Annotated in this window: 14 protein-coding genes; 6 read left to right on the forward strand and 8 right to left on the reverse strand. The window is 66.9% G+C overall.

The genetic code is table 11. From position 1 onward, the window contains the following. Nucleotides 1-171: 171 nt before the first annotated feature. Both GRX31_RS03110 and GRX31_RS03115 read right to left on the reverse strand, forming a co-directional pair. A complete protein-coding gene (locus tag GRX31_RS03110) occupies nt 172-882 on the reverse strand; it encodes a transposase (RefSeq protein ID WP_016445555.1) in 711 nt (236 codons plus the stop codon). Between the two features lie 95 nt (nt 883-977). Then, nucleotides 978-1817 (reverse strand): IclR family transcriptional regulator domain-containing protein, encoded by an 840-nt coding sequence (locus GRX31_RS03115; protein WP_016445554.1) that lies wholly within the window; start codon nt 1815-1817, stop codon nt 978-980. A gap of 86 nt (nt 1818-1903) precedes the next feature. On the opposite strand from GRX31_RS03115, the gene GRX31_RS03120 reads away from it, so the two are divergent. The 5 genes from GRX31_RS03120 (at nt 1904) to GRX31_RS03140 (ending at nt 6508) form a co-directional block, all read left to right on the forward strand. Then, nucleotides 1904-2605, forward strand: a complete 702-nt coding sequence (locus tag GRX31_RS03120; RefSeq protein ID WP_012207359.1) for a 3-oxoacid CoA-transferase subunit A — start codon at nt 1904-1906, stop codon at nt 2603-2605. Nucleotides 2606-2631: 26 nt separating this feature from the next. After that, the gene (locus GRX31_RS03125) at nt 2632-3291 is read left to right on the forward strand and encodes a 3-oxoacid CoA-transferase subunit B (protein WP_026062883.1); all 660 of its coding nucleotides are present in this window, start codon (nt 2632-2634) and stop codon (nt 3289-3291) included. 74 nt (nt 3292-3365) lie between these two features. Beyond that, a complete protein-coding gene (pcaF, locus tag GRX31_RS03130) occupies nt 3366-4577 on the forward strand; it encodes a 3-oxoadipyl-CoA thiolase (protein ID WP_160851405.1) in 1212 nt (403 codons plus the stop codon). Nucleotides 4578-4584: 7 nt separating this feature from the next. Beyond that, nucleotides 4585-5325 carry an SDR family NAD(P)-dependent oxidoreductase gene (locus tag GRX31_RS03135; RefSeq protein ID WP_016450985.1) on the forward strand — a complete coding sequence of 247 codons (741 nt, stop codon included), beginning with the start codon at nt 4585-4587 and terminating at the stop codon, nt 5323-5325. Between the two features lie 175 nt (nt 5326-5500). Then, complete coding sequence (locus tag GRX31_RS03140) at nt 5501-6508, forward strand: Bug family tripartite tricarboxylate transporter substrate binding protein (RefSeq protein WP_016445552.1); 1008 nt, start codon at nt 5501-5503, stop codon at nt 6506-6508. A 231-nt stretch (nt 6509-6739) separates the two neighbouring features. Here the strand turns inward: GRX31_RS03140 and GRX31_RS03145 are convergent, their stop codons facing one another. The 3 genes from GRX31_RS03145 to GRX31_RS03155 all read right to left on the reverse strand — a co-directional run bounded on the left by GRX31_RS03145 (nt 6740) and on the right by GRX31_RS03155 (nt 10598). Then, nucleotides 6740-7534 carry a hypothetical protein gene (locus GRX31_RS03145; RefSeq protein WP_160851407.1) on the reverse strand — a complete coding sequence of 265 codons (795 nt, stop codon included), beginning with the start codon at nt 7532-7534 and terminating at the stop codon, nt 6740-6742. Nucleotides 7535-7629: 95 nt separating this feature from the next. Next, complete coding sequence (locus GRX31_RS03150) at nt 7630-9147, reverse strand: alkaline phosphatase (RefSeq protein WP_047326519.1); 1518 nt, start codon at nt 9145-9147, stop codon at nt 7630-7632. Nucleotides 9148-9185: 38 nt separating this feature from the next. Next, nucleotides 9186-10598, reverse strand: a complete 1413-nt coding sequence (locus GRX31_RS03155; protein WP_016445549.1) for an alkaline phosphatase — start codon at nt 10596-10598, stop codon at nt 9186-9188. 194 nt (nt 10599-10792) lie between these two features. On the opposite strand from GRX31_RS03155, the gene GRX31_RS03160 reads away from it, so the two are divergent. Further along, nucleotides 10793-11890 (forward strand): MBL fold metallo-hydrolase, encoded by a 1098-nt coding sequence (locus tag GRX31_RS03160; protein ID WP_160851410.1) that lies wholly within the window; start codon nt 10793-10795, stop codon nt 11888-11890. A gap of 19 nt (nt 11891-11909) precedes the next feature. On the opposite strand, the gene GRX31_RS03165 is transcribed toward GRX31_RS03160, so the two are convergent. From GRX31_RS03165 to GRX31_RS03175, 3 genes are all read right to left on the reverse strand, one after another. After that, on the reverse strand, nt 11910-12791 hold the full coding sequence (locus GRX31_RS03165) for a class I SAM-dependent methyltransferase (RefSeq protein ID WP_017406651.1): 882 nt from the start codon (nt 12789-12791) through the stop codon (nt 11910-11912). Then, nucleotides 12788-13408 carry a DUF1415 domain-containing protein gene (locus tag GRX31_RS03170; protein WP_016445546.1) on the reverse strand — a complete coding sequence of 207 codons (621 nt, stop codon included), beginning with the start codon at nt 13406-13408 and terminating at the stop codon, nt 12788-12790. The genes GRX31_RS03165 and GRX31_RS03170 overlap by 4 nt, the downstream gene beginning before the upstream one ends. A gap of 138 nt (nt 13409-13546) precedes the next feature. Then, the gene (locus GRX31_RS03175; protein ID WP_160851412.1) at nt 13547-14725 is read right to left on the reverse strand and encodes a deoxyguanosinetriphosphate triphosphohydrolase; all 1179 of its coding nucleotides are present in this window, start codon (nt 14723-14725) and stop codon (nt 13547-13549) included. Nucleotides 14726-14772 lie beyond the last annotated feature (47 nt).

The following is a 14772-nucleotide window of genomic DNA, read 5'->3' on the forward strand; positions in this document are numbered from 1 at the left end:
TTTCGCAGGGAACGCAAGATTAAGGCAAGGCATCACCTCATGCAATAAATTTATATAAGGGTCAGATCCCAATTAATTCCAGAACAAAAAAATCGGAAATTAATAAGGGACATATTTATTTCACAGAGGCCTGCGATGAGGAATCAAGCACTTGCAGGCCATCAGTGGGTACTAACGCACTGTTGTGGTGCGCTCATTGGTCCGTCCTGGCGGACGGCCGGCGCGCTGGCGGGTCACGCGGCGCTCGGTGCGCTGTTGTAAATCGGCAATGAATTGCTCATCGCCCAGCGCCCAGCCCCGCAGCGCCGACTGGCTGATGCGTTCGCCGTCATCGCTGCTGACGCCCTCTTCCACGGCCGACACATACGCCGCGTCGCGCGCAAACGGGGTGTTGCCCAGTTCCCAGAACACGGCATGCGGCTGGATCAGCGCGTCGCTGCGCAAGCCGGCGTTGTGCGCGTAGCTGGACCAGGGCCAGTCGGCCGGCCGCTGGACCAGGCCGGCGCGCACGGGGCTGTCGTCCATGAAGACCATGGTGGGCAGCAGCCAGCTGGGCTGCAGCACCGTGCCGCGATAGCGGCCTTCCCACAGCGTGCCGCTGCGGCCGTGGCGGTCGTTGAAGTAGCGGACATAGCGCCGGCCCACGGCCTGCATGAACCTGGGCAGGCCATCGTCGGTGCGCGGCGTGGCCAGCAGGTGGAACTGGCTGGGCAGGAGCACGTAGGCATGCACGGCCAGCTCGCAGCTGCGTGCCATCTCGCGCAGCAGCCCCAGCATGGTCTCCCGGTCCTGGGCATCGATGAAGATGTCCGCGCCGTTGTTGCCGAGCTGGATGATGTGGTGCGGCAGATCCGCAATGGTGAGTCTGGGCAGGCGGGCCATGGTGCTGGGTGCAGGCAAGCGGGTGCAGGGCGTGGAGCGGCAATTATGGAGCGCCCCGCCCCGCCCCGCGCTGCCGCACTGCGCCACACTCCGTTTTACAGGGAAAGACGCGACGAGGCCCTCAGCAGCTGGCTCACCAGCTGTGTGGCGGCCAGCAGCCGGGGCAGCAGTTGCACGCGCATCATCTCGGCGCTGTTGCGGTTGGCCTGGCCGCTGATGTTGAGCGCGGCCACGGTGCGCCCTGCCGCGTTCTTCACGGGCGCCGCGATGGAGATCAGGCCTTCGGCCAGTTCCTGGTCCACCAGGGCCCAGCCCTGGGCGCGCACCTCCAGAATGCGCTGGCGCAGGCGCTCGTCGTTCTGCTCGGTCAGCGCCGTGAACTGGCGGCGCTCGCGTGCATCCAGCAGGGCCTGCAGGGATTCATCGCTCTCGCCGGCCAGCAGCACGCGCCCCATCGAGGTCCAGCAGGCCGGCAGGCGCGAGCCCACGCTGAGGTTGGTGCTCATGATCTTGTGGGTGTGCACGCGCAGCACATAGACGATGTCGCCCCCATCGAGCACGGCAGCCGAGCAGGACTCCTTGACCTCGTCGACCAGGTTTTCCATCACGGGCTCGGCCAGGTTCCAGACCGGGGTGGAGCTGAGGTAGGCAAAGCCCAGTTCCATGATGCGCGGCGTGAGCTGGAACAGCTTGCCGTCGCTCTTCACATAGCCCAGCGTCTGCAGCGTCAGCAGGATGCGCCGGGCCCCGGCGCGCGTGAGCCCCGTGCGCGCCGCCACCTCGCTGAGCGTCTGCGCAGGCGCCTCGGCGCTGAACGAGCGGATCACGCCCAGGCCGCGCGCAAAGGACTGCACATAGCTGTCGCCGGGGCGCGGCGTGCCGCCCTCTTCTTCAACCCCACCTGTGGAAATTACGGAAGCGGCTTTTTTTTCCATGGCTCTATAATTCTTTCTGCGAACTTTTGTTCTACATACGAACATTTTAGCGCAGCGCCAGCGGCCTGCATACCGGAGACAAGCAAGTGATCAACAAAATCACCGACACCATCGCCGAGGCGTTGTCGGGCGTCCAGGACGGCTCCACCGTGCTGATCGGGGGCTTCGGCACCTCGGGCAATCCCACCGAACTCATCGACGGCCTGATCGCCCAGGGCGCACGCGAGCTGACCGTGGTCAACAACAACGCGGGCAACGGCGACCAGGGCCTGGCCGCGCTGCTCAAGAGCGGCCAGGTGCGCAAGATCATCTGCAGCTTCCCCCGCCAGGTGGACAGCTGGGTGTTCGACGACCTGTACCGCAGCGGCAAGATCGAGCTGGAACTCGTGCCCCAGGGCAACCTGGCCGAGCGCCTGCGCGCCGCCGGCGCCGGCATCGGCGGCTTCTTCTGCCCCACGGCCTATGGCACGGAGCTGGCCAACGGCAAGGAAACGCGCGAGATCAACGGCAAGCACTATGTGCTGGAGCATCCCATCCACGGCGACGTGGCACTGGTCAAGGCCGAGAAGGGCGACCGCTGGGGCAATCTCACCTACCGCATGTCGGCCCGCAACTTCGGGCCCGTGATGGCCACGGCGGCCAAGCACACGATCGCCACCGTGCACGAGATCGTGGAGCTGGGCGCGCTGGACCCCGAGGCCGTGGTCACGCCCGGCATCTACGTGAGCCAGATCGTGAAGATCGACCGCGTGGCCACCCAGGCCGGCGGCTTCAAGAAAACCGCATGAGCGCCCCAACCGCCGAAAGCAAGAGCATGAGCAGCTACCAGAAACGCAGCAAGCAAGAGCTGGCCCGGCGCGTGGCCGAAGACATCTTCGACGGCGCCTATGTCAACCTGGGCATCGGCATGCCCACCCAGGTGGCCAACCACATCCCGGCCGGCCGCGAGGTCATCCTGCAAAGCGAGAACGGCATCCTGGGCATGGGCCCGGCGCCCGCCGAAGGCCAGGAGGACTATGACCTGACCAATGCCGGCAAGCAGCCCGTCACCCTGCTGCCGGGCGGCTGCTACTTCCACCATGCCGACAGCTTCGCCATGATGCGCGGCGGCCACCTGGACATCTGCGTGCTGGGCGCCTTCCAGGTCTCGGCCACGGGCGACCTGGCCAACTGGAGCACGGGCGAGGCCGGTGCCATTCCCGCCGTGGGCGGCGCCATGGACCTGGCCGTGGGTGCACGCCAGACCTGGGTGATGATGGACCTGCTGACCAAGACCGGCGAATGCAAGGTCGTCGAGGCCTGCAGCTATCCGCTCACGGGCCTGTCCTGCGTCAAGCGCATCTACACCGACCTGTGCACGCTGGAATGCACGCCCGAGGGCCTGCGCCTGATCGACACCGTGCCCGGCCTCTCGCACGCCGAGCTGCAGTCCATCGTGGGCCTGCCCATCAAGGACGCGACGGCCACGGCCTGATCCCTCAGCTCCCCACCCAGTGGGTGCGCTGCGGCGCACCCCGGCACCTCTTCATTCTTTTTCCAGGAGACACCATGAGCCAGTCCAACCAGGCCTTCATCTGCGACGCCATCCGCACCCCCTTCGGCCGCTACGGCGGCGCCCTGTCCCCGGTGCGTGCCGATGACCTCGGCGCCGTGCCGATCAAGGCGCTGATGGAGCGCAACCCCGGCGTGGACTGGACGGCCGTGGCCGACGTGCTCTACGGCTGCGCCAACCAGGCCGGCGAAGACAACCGCAACGTGGCACGCATGTCCGCCCTGCTGGCCGGCCTGCCCATCGATGTGCCAGGCGCCACCATCAACCGCCTGTGCGGTTCGGGCCTGGACGCCGTGGGCACGGCCGCGCGCGCCATCAAGGCGGGCGAGGCCCGCCTGATGATCGCAGGCGGCGTGGAAAGCATGAGCCGTGCGCCCTTCGTCATGCCCAAGGCAGAAAGCGCCTTCAGCCGCAGCAACGCCGTGTACGACACCACCATCGGCTGGCGCTTCGTCAACAAGCTGATGAAGCAGCAGTACGGCGTGGACTCCATGCCCGAGACGGCCGAGAACGTGGCCGACGACTTCAAGATCGAGCGCGAAGCCCAGGACCGCATGGCCCTGGCCAGCCAGCAAAAGGCGGCCGCCGCCATTGCAGCCGGCTACCTGGCCAAGGAAATCGTGTCCGTGTCCATTGCCCAGAAAAAGGGCGACGCCATCGTGATGAGCCAGGACGAACATCCGCGCGCCACCACCATCGAGGCGCTGGCCAAGCTCAAGGGCGTGGTGCGCCCGGATGGCACAGTGACGGCCGGCAATGCCAGCGGCGTGAACGATGGCGCCTGCGCCCTGCTGCTGGCCAACGAGGAAGCCGCCCAGCAATACAACCTGGTGCCCCGCGCCCGCGTGGTCGGCATGGCCGTGGCCGGCGTGGCGCCGCGCATCATGGGCTTCGGCCCCGCGCCCGCCGTGCGCAAGGTGCTGGCCCTGACCGGCCTGACGCTGGAGCAGATGGACGTGATCGAGCTGAACGAAGCCTTCGCCGCGCAGGGCCTGGCCGTGCTGCGCGATCTGGGCATTGCCGACGACGACCGCCGCGTCAACCAATGGGGCGGCGCCATTGCGCTGGGCCATCCGCTGGGTGCCTCCGGTGCCCGCCTGGCCACCACCGCCGTGAACCAGCTGCACACGCTGGGCGGCCGCTACGCGCTGTGCACCATGTGCATCGGCGTGGGCCAGGGCATTGCCGTGATCCTGGAAAAGGTCTGAGACTGCGATGAGCACCGTGGATAACAAGACACCCGTCACCGTGGTCAGCGGCGCCAGCAACGGCATCGGCCGCGCCATCGCCGAGGCCCTGCTGGCCCAGGGCCGCGCCGTGGTCAACCTCGACTACGTGCTGCCCGATTGGAGCCATCCGCTGCTGGTGAGCTACCAGGCCGACCTGACCAGCGAGCAGGCCACCGCCGAGGCGGCGGCCCGCATTGCCGCCGCGCACAACGTGGTGGCCCTGGTCAACAACGCGGGCGCCACGCGCCCCGGCACCATCGACAACGCCAGCACCCAGCATCTCGACGACGTGGTGGGACTGCACCTGCGCGCGCCCATGCTGCTGGTCCAGGCCTTCCTGCCCACGCTGCGTGCCTGCGGCGAGGGCCGCATCGTGAACATGTCCTCGCGCGCCGCGCTGGGCAAGCCCGACCGCATCGTCTACTCGGCGACCAAGGCGGGCCTGATCGGCCTGACGCGCACCCTGGCCATGGAACTGGGCCGCGATCGCATCACGGTCAATGCCCTGGGCCCCGGCCCCATCGCCACCGAGCTGTTCACCAAGAGCAACCCCGAAGGCGCGCCGCAGACCCAGCGCATCCTCAACAGCATTGCCGTGGGCCGCATGGGCACACCGGAAGACGTGGCGCGCGCCGCGCTGTTCTTCCTGTCGCCCGACAACGGCTTCGTCACCGGCCAGGTGCTCTACATCTGCGGCGGCACCACGCTGGGCGTGGCGCCCGTCTGACCGACCGTTTAACCGAACGCCTGACCGAACGCCTTCCCAGGCACAACCCCCTTCAAGAAGAACCACTGGAAGCGCCCGCCTGCACAGGCGGGCGCCACACAGGGCATTGCCCTGGCCCAGCCCGGCGTTGCCGGGCCCGGCCATCCACCTTATTGCCGAATCAGGAGACCTCTCGATGTTTGATCAAACCACCCGTTTCACCCGCCGCCGTGGCCTGCAGGCGCTGGCCGCCGCATCCCTGACCGCGCTCGGCGCCCTGTCCGGCCCCGCCGCCCTGGCCCAGGACGGCTTCCCCAGCAAGCCCATCACCATCCTCGTGCCCTTCGCCGCTGGCGGCACCACCGACATCCTGGCGCGCATCGTCGCCCAGGCGCTGCAGCAGGAGCTGGGCCAGACCGTGATCGTGGACAACAAGCCCGGCGCGGGCGGCAACATCGGCGCCGTGGCCGCCGCACGTGCGCCGGCCGACGGCTACACGCTGTTCATGGGCACCGTGGGCACGCATGCCATCAATGCCGCGCTCTACGCCAAGCCCGGCTTCGACCCCATCAAGGACTTCTCGCCCCTGACGCGCGTGGCCAACGTGCCCAACCTGCTGGTAGCCCACCCCAGCCAGCCGTTCAAGACCGTCAAGGAAATGATCGCCTATGCGCGTGCCAACCCCGGCAAGCTGAACTACGGCTCCTCGGGCAGCGGCAGCTCCATCCACCTGTCGGGCGAGCTGTTCCGCTCCATGACGGGCCTGGACATGGTGCACGTGCCCTACAAGGGTAGCGCCCCGGCCATCACCGACCTGCTGGGCAACCAGATCGCCATCATGTTCGACAACATGCCCTCGGCCATCCAGCATGTGCGCTCGGGCAAGCTGCGTCCCATCGCCGTGACCACGGCCAAGCGCTCGCCGGAACTGCCCGATGTGCCCACCGTGGCCGAAGCCGGTGTGCCAGGCTACGAGGCCACCTCCTGGTTCGGCCTGTGGACCCAGGCCAAGACGCCCGCCGCCGTGCAGCAGCGCCTGTACACGGCCATTGCCAAGGTGCTCAAGGACCCGGCCGTGGTCAAGAAGATCAACGACCAGGGAGGTGATGTCGTGATCGATACGCCGGCCGAATTCCTCGCCTACATCAAGGCCGAATCGACGAAGTGGAGCAAGGTCGTCAAGGATTCCGGGGCGCAAGTCTGACCCTCGTTTCCGTATAAAAGAGCTGCTGCGTGCAGCTCTTTTTCATTGGAGCACCGACCTATTGCGAAGCACCGCCCACATCGCACGAACGAGCGCGGCCCAACTCAGGGACACCGAGGAAGGGCCTGAGCCGGCCGCGCCGCACCGCACCGCACCGCACCGAGGGTGTCGTCCCCCTTCAGGGGCGCCGTGCAACGGGGAAGGCGCGAAGCGACTCAGGGGGTAATCATTTCAATCCAGCAGATCGGAGTAGTCACCCTTGTCGTAGCCTTCGATGGCCTTCCAGGGCTGGGCCAGCGGTGCGGGCAGCTTGCTGGCGGTGACGACGATGCGCTCGGTGCCGTGGGAGTCGCTGCGCTCCACGCGGCGGGCGAACTGGTTGGCCACGTCCCAGTCGATGACAGTGGTCTGCTCGCCTGCCTTGCCGCGGTAGCGCTGCACGCCGTTGTGCGGCTTGCCCACGCGCTCCATGCCCTGCAGCGCGGTGGGAGGCACGATCCAGTAGACGTTGTCGAAGGAGCCGCCGTAGCCCACGTTGCCGTGGTGGGCCAGGTCCACGCTGATGACGCGACGCAGCTTGGCCAGGATGACTTCCACGCCGACCTTGCCGTCATCGGCGCGGCGGATGGACATGGGCGCAGCGCGGGCTTCGTCATGGGCGTGGCCGGCGTGCGGGCCGTGGGCGTGGTCATGGCCGTGGTCCTGGCTCTGGCGCAGGGCGGCGGGCATTTCGCGCTCTATCCACAGCTGGGCCTTGCGGCGGTAGACACGGTTGGTATAGACGCTGCTGCGCTGCACGCCGTCGCTGCCCACGCTCATGGCTTCATAGGTGATGCGCAGGTCGGCTTCAGGCGTGGCCTGCACGGCGGCCGTGGTGCGCGCCACGGAATCCGCAGGGACTGCGGCCGTGGGTGCGGGTGCCGGCTTGGGCGGCTCGGCGGCCCATGCTGCGGAGACGGAGCAGGCCAGCAGCGCGGCCGCGTAGATGTGGCGCGCCGCGCGCGGCGCCGGAAGGGAGAGCGTCATGGAATCCAGCCAATGCGAAAAAACCGGGGCCGGGCACACGCATGCGCCACGGCTCCGGCCAGGGGTTGGCAAGCAGCCAACGAAGGAAGAAACAATTACAGGCCAGCGGCTTCGCGGACCTTGGAGAACACCTTGGTGTTGTCCATCGTGCCCTTGAAGATCTTGGCGCCCGCGCCGCCGGCGAACAGCATCACGTCGCCGCCGCCATGGGTCTCGGAGCCCGGCGTGCCCAGGTTCAGGCCCACTTCCTGCAGGTAGTTGTCGTCCGTGGTGTCCACGCCGCTGAGGTCCTGGCGCTCCGCGCCGCGTGTGGGCGCAATCCAGGGCTTGTTGCCATCTTCGGCATTGACCTGGCTGGAGGCCGTGGCGTTGGGACGTCCGCCATTGCCGAAGGCCAGCGTGGTGTAGGGCTTGCCGTCCTGGGCCTTGGCCATCTGGCCGCTCTGGTAGTCCTGCACCTTGCCCAGGATGGGGTTGCCGATCCTGGAGTAGCCGTTGAACACCATGTTGTGGTCGTGATCGGCGGTGACGACGATCAGCGTGTTCTTCAGGCCCGGATCCTTCTTTTCCATGTAGGCCATGGCGGTCTCGATGGCGCGGTCGAAGGCCAGCGTGTCTTCCAGCGCACGCTTGGCATTGGTGCCGTGCAGTGCGTGGTCGATGCGGCCGCCTTCCACCATCAGGAAGAAGCCCTTGTCATTGCGGCTGAGCACGTCCAGCGCCTTGCCGGTCATGTCGGACAGGCTGGGCTCGTCCAGCCTTTGCTTGACGCGGTCCAGCTCGTAGGCCATTTCGCTTTGCGTGAACAGGCCCAGCAGCTTGGGCGCCTTGGTCGCGTCCAGGGCCGCCAGCTCGCTGCCCTTGGCAACATAGGCGTAGCCCTTGGCCTTCATCATGTCCACGAGGTTGGCCGTGTCCGTGCGCTTGCTGCTGGGGTTGACCGACTTGGGCAGGTAGTTGCGCTGGCCGCCACCCATGAGCACGTCGATGCCGTCGCCCAGCCTGGCGTTGTAGTTGGCATGGCCGGGCACGGACTGCTCGGCAATGCTGTTGTAGCCATTGCGGTTGCAGATATGGGCATAGGTGGCCGCAGGCGTCGCATGGCCCACGCGCGTGGTGGAGATGGCGCCCACGGCGCGGCCCTTGGCCTTGGACAGCTCCAGCAGGGTCTGCGCGGGTTGGCCGTTGCCGGCCGGGCAGGTGGTGTCCTCGCCGTTGATGTACTGCTGGCCGTTGGCCGCGTAGGCCATGGTCTCGGCCGACATGGAGATGACTTCGTTGTTCATCTTCACGCCGGTCATGTAGGCGGCCATCGAGGGCGCGCTGTCCGTGGTCTGGCCATCGCGCGAGAAGGTCTTGATGCGGCTGGCGTAGGGCAGGGACTGCATGGTCAGCGTGGCGCGTTCGCTGCTGGCCAGGGAGCCGGCCTTTTCGGCCAGCTGCTTTTCACCCTTGTAGATGCGCGCGGCGGTCACGGTGACCGGGCCCATGCCGTCGCCAAGGAAGAAGATGACGTTCTTGGCCTCGCCAGCCGCATGGGCTGCAGGCGCCAGCAGCGCCAGCGCGCCGGCCGCCGCCAGGGCGAGGGAGGTCTTTTGGAGGATCGGATGCATGTGGAATTCCTTGAGTGCCTTGAATGCAGCGTGCGGCATCACAAGCCGATGCTCTTCTTGATCAGGTTGAACACGGCCGTGTTGTCGATCACGCCCGAGAACGTATCGGCGCCCATGCCTTGAGCCCCCAGGAACACGTCGCCGCCGCCGTGGGTTTCGGAGGCCAGGGGCACCACGGCCTCCTGCAGGTAGTCGGGGCTCTCCAGCGAGGCCGCGTCGATGGGGCCGCGCGTGGCCAGGCGCTTGGGACCGTTGCCGAAGCCCAGGATGGTGTAGGGATTGCCATCCACATCGGTGGAGGCCTTGCCGTCCACGTAGTTCTTGACCAGGCCCAGCACGCCGGGCTTGCCGGCCTCGGTCTTGCCGGTGCGCGCGGCATAGCCGTTCAGGTGCAGCGTGTGGTCATGGTCGGCTGTGACGACGATCAGCGTGTTCTTCAGGCCCGGATCGAGCTTGGCCATCTTGTCCAGCGCGGTCTGGATGGCGTTGTCGAAGGCCACGGTATCCTGCAGCGCGCGGCGCGCGTTGGTGGCGTGCAGCGCATGGTCGATGCGGCCGCCTTCCACCATCAGGAAGAAGCCCTTCTTCTTGGCCGACAGTGCGTCGATGGCCTTGCCCGTCATCTCGGCCAGGCTCGGTTCCTTGGTCGCGTCGCGGTCCAGGTCATAGGCCATGTGGTCCTTGGTGAACAGGCCGGCGATCTTGCTGCCGTCCACGGGCAGCTTGTCGAACTCGCTCTTGTTGGCGGCGTAGCTGTACTTTTGCGTCTTGAACTCGGCGATCAGGTTGCGGCTGTCGTTGCGGCGGCCGCCGTCGGCCTTAGGCGTGAAGTAGTACGAGCCACCGCCCAGGATCACGTCCACGCCGTCGCCGAGCTTGCTGTTGTAGCCGGATCCGCCAGGCACCAGGGCCGCGGCAATGGTGTTTTCCGCATCGCGGTGGCAGACGTGCGAATAGGTGGCTGCCGGCGTGGCATGCGTGATGCGCGCGGTGGAGACCACGCCCGTGCCGTAGCCGGCGGACTTCATCTGCTCGAGCAGCGTGGGAACGGCCTGGCCGTTGCCGCTGGGGCAGGTGCTGTCGTAGTTGGTGTGATAGGCCTTGCCGCTGGCATCCGTGGCCTTGGTGTCGGGCGTCATGGAGATGACTTCGTTGTTCATCTTCACGCCGGTCATGTAGGCGGCCATCGAGGGTGCGCTGTCCGTCACCTGGGCGTCGTTCGAGAAGGTGTGGACGAAGGCCGTCTCGGGCAGCTTGTCCATGGTCAGCTCACCGTCTTCGCCCACGCTGTAGATGCGCGCGGCGGTCATGGTGGTGATGCCCATGCCGTCACCCAGGAAGAACAGCACGTTCTTGGTCGGGGTGGCAGCGGACGATCCATCGCTGCCGCCACAGGCGCTCAACAGCAGCGACGCACCGGCCAGCGCGCTGCACAACATCTTCAGTTTCATGCGGATATCCCTCTGTAGGCAGGGGACCCCGCGGCAAGGCCGCGCCCTCCCCCTGTTGATTGATTTGTGCACTGTAGGAACAGCCCGTGACGAGCCAGTGACAGTCAGCCCAGGCCGGCAGGCGTATCGTTGCAGGCAAGGCGCTGAGGGCCGGATAGCATTGCGGCCAGCCCAGCGACGGAACAAGGAACCCCATGAACCAGACAGCCCAAGACCCGATCGCCTCGCAGGCCCCGGAAGCGCCGCCCAGGCCGGTGCTCGACTACCCGTTCGAGGCGCCGCCGCAGCACGGGCAGACGCTGGAGGTGGCGCCCGGCGTGCTCTGGCTGCGCATGCCCCTGCCCTATGCGCTGGACCACATCAATCTCTGGGCCATCGATGACGGCCAGGGCTGGGCCATCGTCGATACGGGTGCGCGCACCGACGAAGGCGTGGCCACCTGGCGCGCGCTGTTCTCCCAATCCACCGATGGCCGCTCGCTGACGCGCGTCTTCGTCACCCACATGCACCCCGACCATGTGGGCCTGGCCGGATGGCTGACGCGCAAGTTCCATGTGCCCCTGTACATGACGCGCCTGGAGTACCTCAACTGTCGCGTCGTGGTCTCGGACTGCAGCCGCGAGGCCCCGCCCGACGCCATCGCCTTCTACCGCCGCGCAGGCTGGAGCGACAGCGCACTGGAGTCCTACCGCGCCCGCTTCGGCAACTTCGGCAAGCACATCCATGCCCTGCCCGACAGCTACCGCCGCCTGCACGATGGAGAGGAACTGCGCATAGGAAAACACCTGTGGCGCGTGGTGGTCGGCAGCGGCCACTCGCCCGAGCACGCCAGCCTGTACTGCCCCGATCTCAAGCTGCTGATCTCGGGCGACCAGGTGCTGCCGCGCATCTCGTCCAACGTCTCGGTCCACCCCATGGAACCCGACGCCAACCCCATGGCCGACTGGATGGAGTCTCTGGAAAAGGTCAGGCGCGAAGTGCCCGACGATGTGCTCGTCCTGCCCGCGCACGGCGATTGCTTTCGCGGCCTGCATGCGCGCATCGATTCGCTGGTGGCAGGCCAGGAGCGTGCCAGCGACCGGCTGCTGGCAGCCCTGGCCGAGCCGCGTCGCGCCGTCGATGTCTTCGGCGCCCTCTTCTCACGCCCGATCAGCGAATCCAGCCCCGCCCTGCTGGGCATGGCCACGGGCGAAAGCCTGGCCTGCCTGAATCATTTGATGCATGCGGGGCAGGTGCAGCGCAGCATCGATGCCGATGGCATCGCTTGGTACCGCGCCGTGGCGGGGGCCTGAGACTGCAGCGGCAGCCGGCTCAGGCTGCCTGCAGCAGCGGATAGCGCTGTGCCATCGCATCCTGCAGGCCGAACTCCGCCAGGATGGCGCGCATGCGCTCGACCGCACTGCGCTTTTTCTGCCCCGTGTAGCGCGCAATGATCAGTTCGTTTTTCATGCTGTGCTCCCAGCCCACCAGCTCTGTCACGGTGACCTGGTAGCCGCAGGCCTCCAGGTACAGGCAGCGCAGCACGTTGGTGAGCTGGCTGCCCATTTCGCGGGTGTGTATGGGATGGCGCCACAGTTCGGCCAGCGGCGTGCGCGTCAGGCTCAGCGCCTTGGTCTGGCGCAGGCAGGCTGCGACCTCGGCCTGGCAGCAGGGCACCAGCACCATGGCCTTGGCCTTCTTCTCCAGGCCGAAGGCGATGGCGTCGTCGGTGGCGGTGTCGCAGGCGTGCAGGGCCGTGACCACGTCGAATTGCGCAGGCATGAAGTCGGCATGCGTGGACTCGGCCACCGACATGTTCAGAAAGCCCATGCGCTCGAAGCCCAGCTCGGCAGCCAGCTTCTGCGAAGCCTCCACCAGCGGCGCGCGCGTTTCTATGCCGTAGATATGGCCGCGCCCCAGCGGCTTGAAATACAGGTCGTAGAGGATGAATCCCAGGTAGGACTTGCCGGCGCCGTGGTCGGCCAGGGTGACCGCATGGCCGTCGGCCGACAGTTCTTCGAGGATGGGCGCGATGAACTGGTAGAGGTGGTAGACCTGCTTGAGCTTGCGGCGCGAATCCTGGTTGATCTTGCCTTCGCGCGTGAGGATGTGCAGTGCCTTGAGCAGTTCAATGGACTGGCCGGGCTTGAGGCCCAGCTGCGCGGTCACATCCTGCTCGGGCTTTGCGGCAGGCTTGCCCTGGCGCGCCTTCATTCGGCAGCGCCCGGCTTGGCTGCGTGCGCCATAGGGCAGCGCGCGCCCACACCCAGGTCCAGCCAGCCTTCGATGCCGATCTTCTCCAGCGTCTCCATGTTGCGCTCGTAGATGGATTCGGCTTCGGGGAACACCTCGACCGCCTTGTCTATGCTGTCCTCGCGCAGCAGGTGCAGCGTGGGATAGGGAGAGCGGTTGGTGCAGTTGGTGACGTCGTCGGCTTCGGTGCCCTCGAACTGGAACTGCGGGTGGAACGAGGCCACCTGCAGTATGCCGCCCAGGTCCAGCTCCTCGACCATGGCGTCGGCCACTTCGAGAAAGTCGTTGAAGTCCAGGAAGTCCTGCAATGCGTGCGGCAGGATCAGCAGCGTGGTGTCGCGCTTGTCCGGGGAGGCCTCGGCCAGGGCTTCCAGCTCGCGGTGCAGGTCTGCCGCCACGCCTTCGGCGTCGGTGGCCTGGCTGACCGTGTAGTGGATCTGGCCCTTGATGTGCACGCCCTTGGCGAAGGGGCACAGGTTCAGGCCGATCACGGCCTTTTCGAGCCAGTGCACCGTATCCTCGATCACGGTGACAGGCGGAAACTCGGCCGCGCGAATCTCGTGGTTGGTATCGGTCATGGCTGTGCCCTTCAAAAATGCGAACGGGGGCACTGCGCCCCCAGACATTGCGAAACCGTCCAGGAACCCTTCCCTGCCCTGTCACGCAGGGTCCGCATTCTAGCCGCGCCGCCCCGGCGACGCCGTTGCTCGGATTTCTCAGCCCAGCAGGCGCAGGCCCGTCAGCAGCTCATGCTCACGGGCCGCGTAGCGGTCCGTCATCCCGGCGATGAAGTCGGCCACCACCCGCGCACGCGCCGATACGTCCTCGGCCAGCATGGCCCGCTGCACGAAGCGCGGCTTCATGCGATCGGGCTCGACCATGTAGGCCGCAAACAGCTCGGCCACCACCTGCTGCGCGCCTTCCATGGTCTTCACCACCTGCTCATGGCGGTAGAGATTGCGGAACAGGAACTGCTTGAGCTGCTGCGACTGCTGCCTCATGGTATCGCTGAAGCCCACCAGAGGGCCAGGCTGGGCGCGCACCTCGTCCACCGAACAGGGCCGCGCCTGCGCAATGCGCTGCTGCGTGGCGGCGATCACGTCATAGACCTGATCGCTGAGCATGCGGCGGATGCTTTCGTACAGCAGGCGCCGCTCGGCCAGGGGCATGCCCAGTTGAGGATGCTCGGCCAGTGTTGCGTCGTGATAGCGCGCGAACAGGGGAACAGCCTCGCACAGCTGGGGCATGGTGATCAGGCCGGAGCGCACGCCATCGTCCACGTCATGGGCGTTGTAGGCAATGGCATCGGCCAGGTTGCACAGCTGGGCCTCCAGCGAAGGCTGCCGGCCCAGCAGAAAACGCTGCGCCACCCCGCCGGGCTCGCGCGCCTCCAGGTGCTCGGCATTGGTGCGCGAGCAATGCTTGAGAACGCCCTCGCGCGTCTCGAAGCTCAGGTTCAGGCCGTCAAAGGCTGGATAGCGCTCTTCCAGCCGGTCCACCACGCGCAGGCTTTGCAGGTTGTGCTCGAAGCCGCCATGCGGCTGCATGCAGGCATTGAGCGCGTCCTGGCCCGCATGGCCGAAGGGGGTGTGGCCCAGGTCGTGGGCCAGGCAGATGGCTTCGACCAGATCCTCGTCGAGCTGCAGGGACCGGGCGACCGAGCGGCCCAGTTGGGCAACCTCCAGCGAGTGCGTCAGCCGTGTGCGGAACAGGTCGCCTTCATGGTTGACGAAGACCTGGGTCTTGTAGACCAGCCGCCGGAACGCCGAGGAATGGACGATGCGGTCCCGGTCGCGCTGGTAATCGCTGCGCGTGGGCGCAGGCGCCTCCGGGAAACGCCGCCCCCGGCTGAACGCCGGGTTGCAGGCATAGGGGGCCAGGGCCTGTTTCTGCATTCGATCGCCTCATCATGCTGACAAGGGCACTCTAGCAGTTCCGGCTT

Source organism: Delftia sp. CH05 (genome assembly GCF_009827015.1).
In the GTDB taxonomy this organism is placed as follows: domain Bacteria; phylum Pseudomonadota; class Gammaproteobacteria; order Burkholderiales; family Burkholderiaceae_C; genus Comamonas; species Comamonas tsuruhatensis.

Bases quoted from the DNA above. Each gene is read 5' to 3' on its own strand.
- GRX31_RS03165 (WP_017406651.1), bottom strand. From the start codon at position 12,791: ATGAAGGCGCGCCAGGGCAAGCCTGCCGCAAAGCCCGAGCAGGATGTG.
- GRX31_RS03135 (WP_016450985.1), top strand. From the start codon at position 4,585: ATGAGCACCGTGGATAACAAGACACCCGTCACCGTGGTCAGCGGCGCC.
- pcaF (WP_160851405.1), top strand. From the start codon at position 3,366: ATGAGCCAGTCCAACCAGGCCTTCATCTGCGACGCCATCCGCACCCCC.
- GRX31_RS03140 (WP_016445552.1), top strand. From the start codon at position 5,501: ATGTTTGATCAAACCACCCGTTTCACCCGCCGCCGTGGCCTGCAGGCG.
- GRX31_RS03125 (WP_026062883.1), top strand. From the start codon at position 2,632: ATGAGCAGCTACCAGAAACGCAGCAAGCAAGAGCTGGCCCGGCGCGTG.
- GRX31_RS03145 (WP_160851407.1), bottom strand. From the start codon at position 7,534: ATGACGCTCTCCCTTCCGGCGCCGCGCGCGGCGCGCCACATCTACGCG.
- GRX31_RS03110 (WP_016445555.1), bottom strand. From the start codon at position 882: ATGGCCCGCCTGCCCAGACTCACCATTGCGGATCTGCCGCACCACATC.
- GRX31_RS03170 (WP_016445546.1), bottom strand. From the start codon at position 13,408: ATGACCGATACCAACCACGAGATTCGCGCGGCCGAGTTTCCGCCTGTC.
- GRX31_RS03155 (WP_016445549.1), bottom strand. From the start codon at position 10,598: ATGAAACTGAAGATGTTGTGCAGCGCGCTGGCCGGTGCGTCGCTGCTG.
- GRX31_RS03160 (WP_160851410.1), top strand. From the start codon at position 10,793: ATGAACCAGACAGCCCAAGACCCGATCGCCTCGCAGGCCCCGGAAGCG.
- GRX31_RS03175 (WP_160851412.1), bottom strand. From the start codon at position 14,725: ATGCAGAAACAGGCCCTGGCCCCCTATGCCTGCAACCCGGCGTTCAGC.
- GRX31_RS03115 (WP_016445554.1), bottom strand. From the start codon at position 1,817: ATGGAAAAAAAAGCCGCTTCCGTAATTTCCACAGGTGGGGTTGAAGAA.
- GRX31_RS03150 (WP_047326519.1), bottom strand. From the start codon at position 9,147: ATGCATCCGATCCTCCAAAAGACCTCCCTCGCCCTGGCGGCGGCCGGC.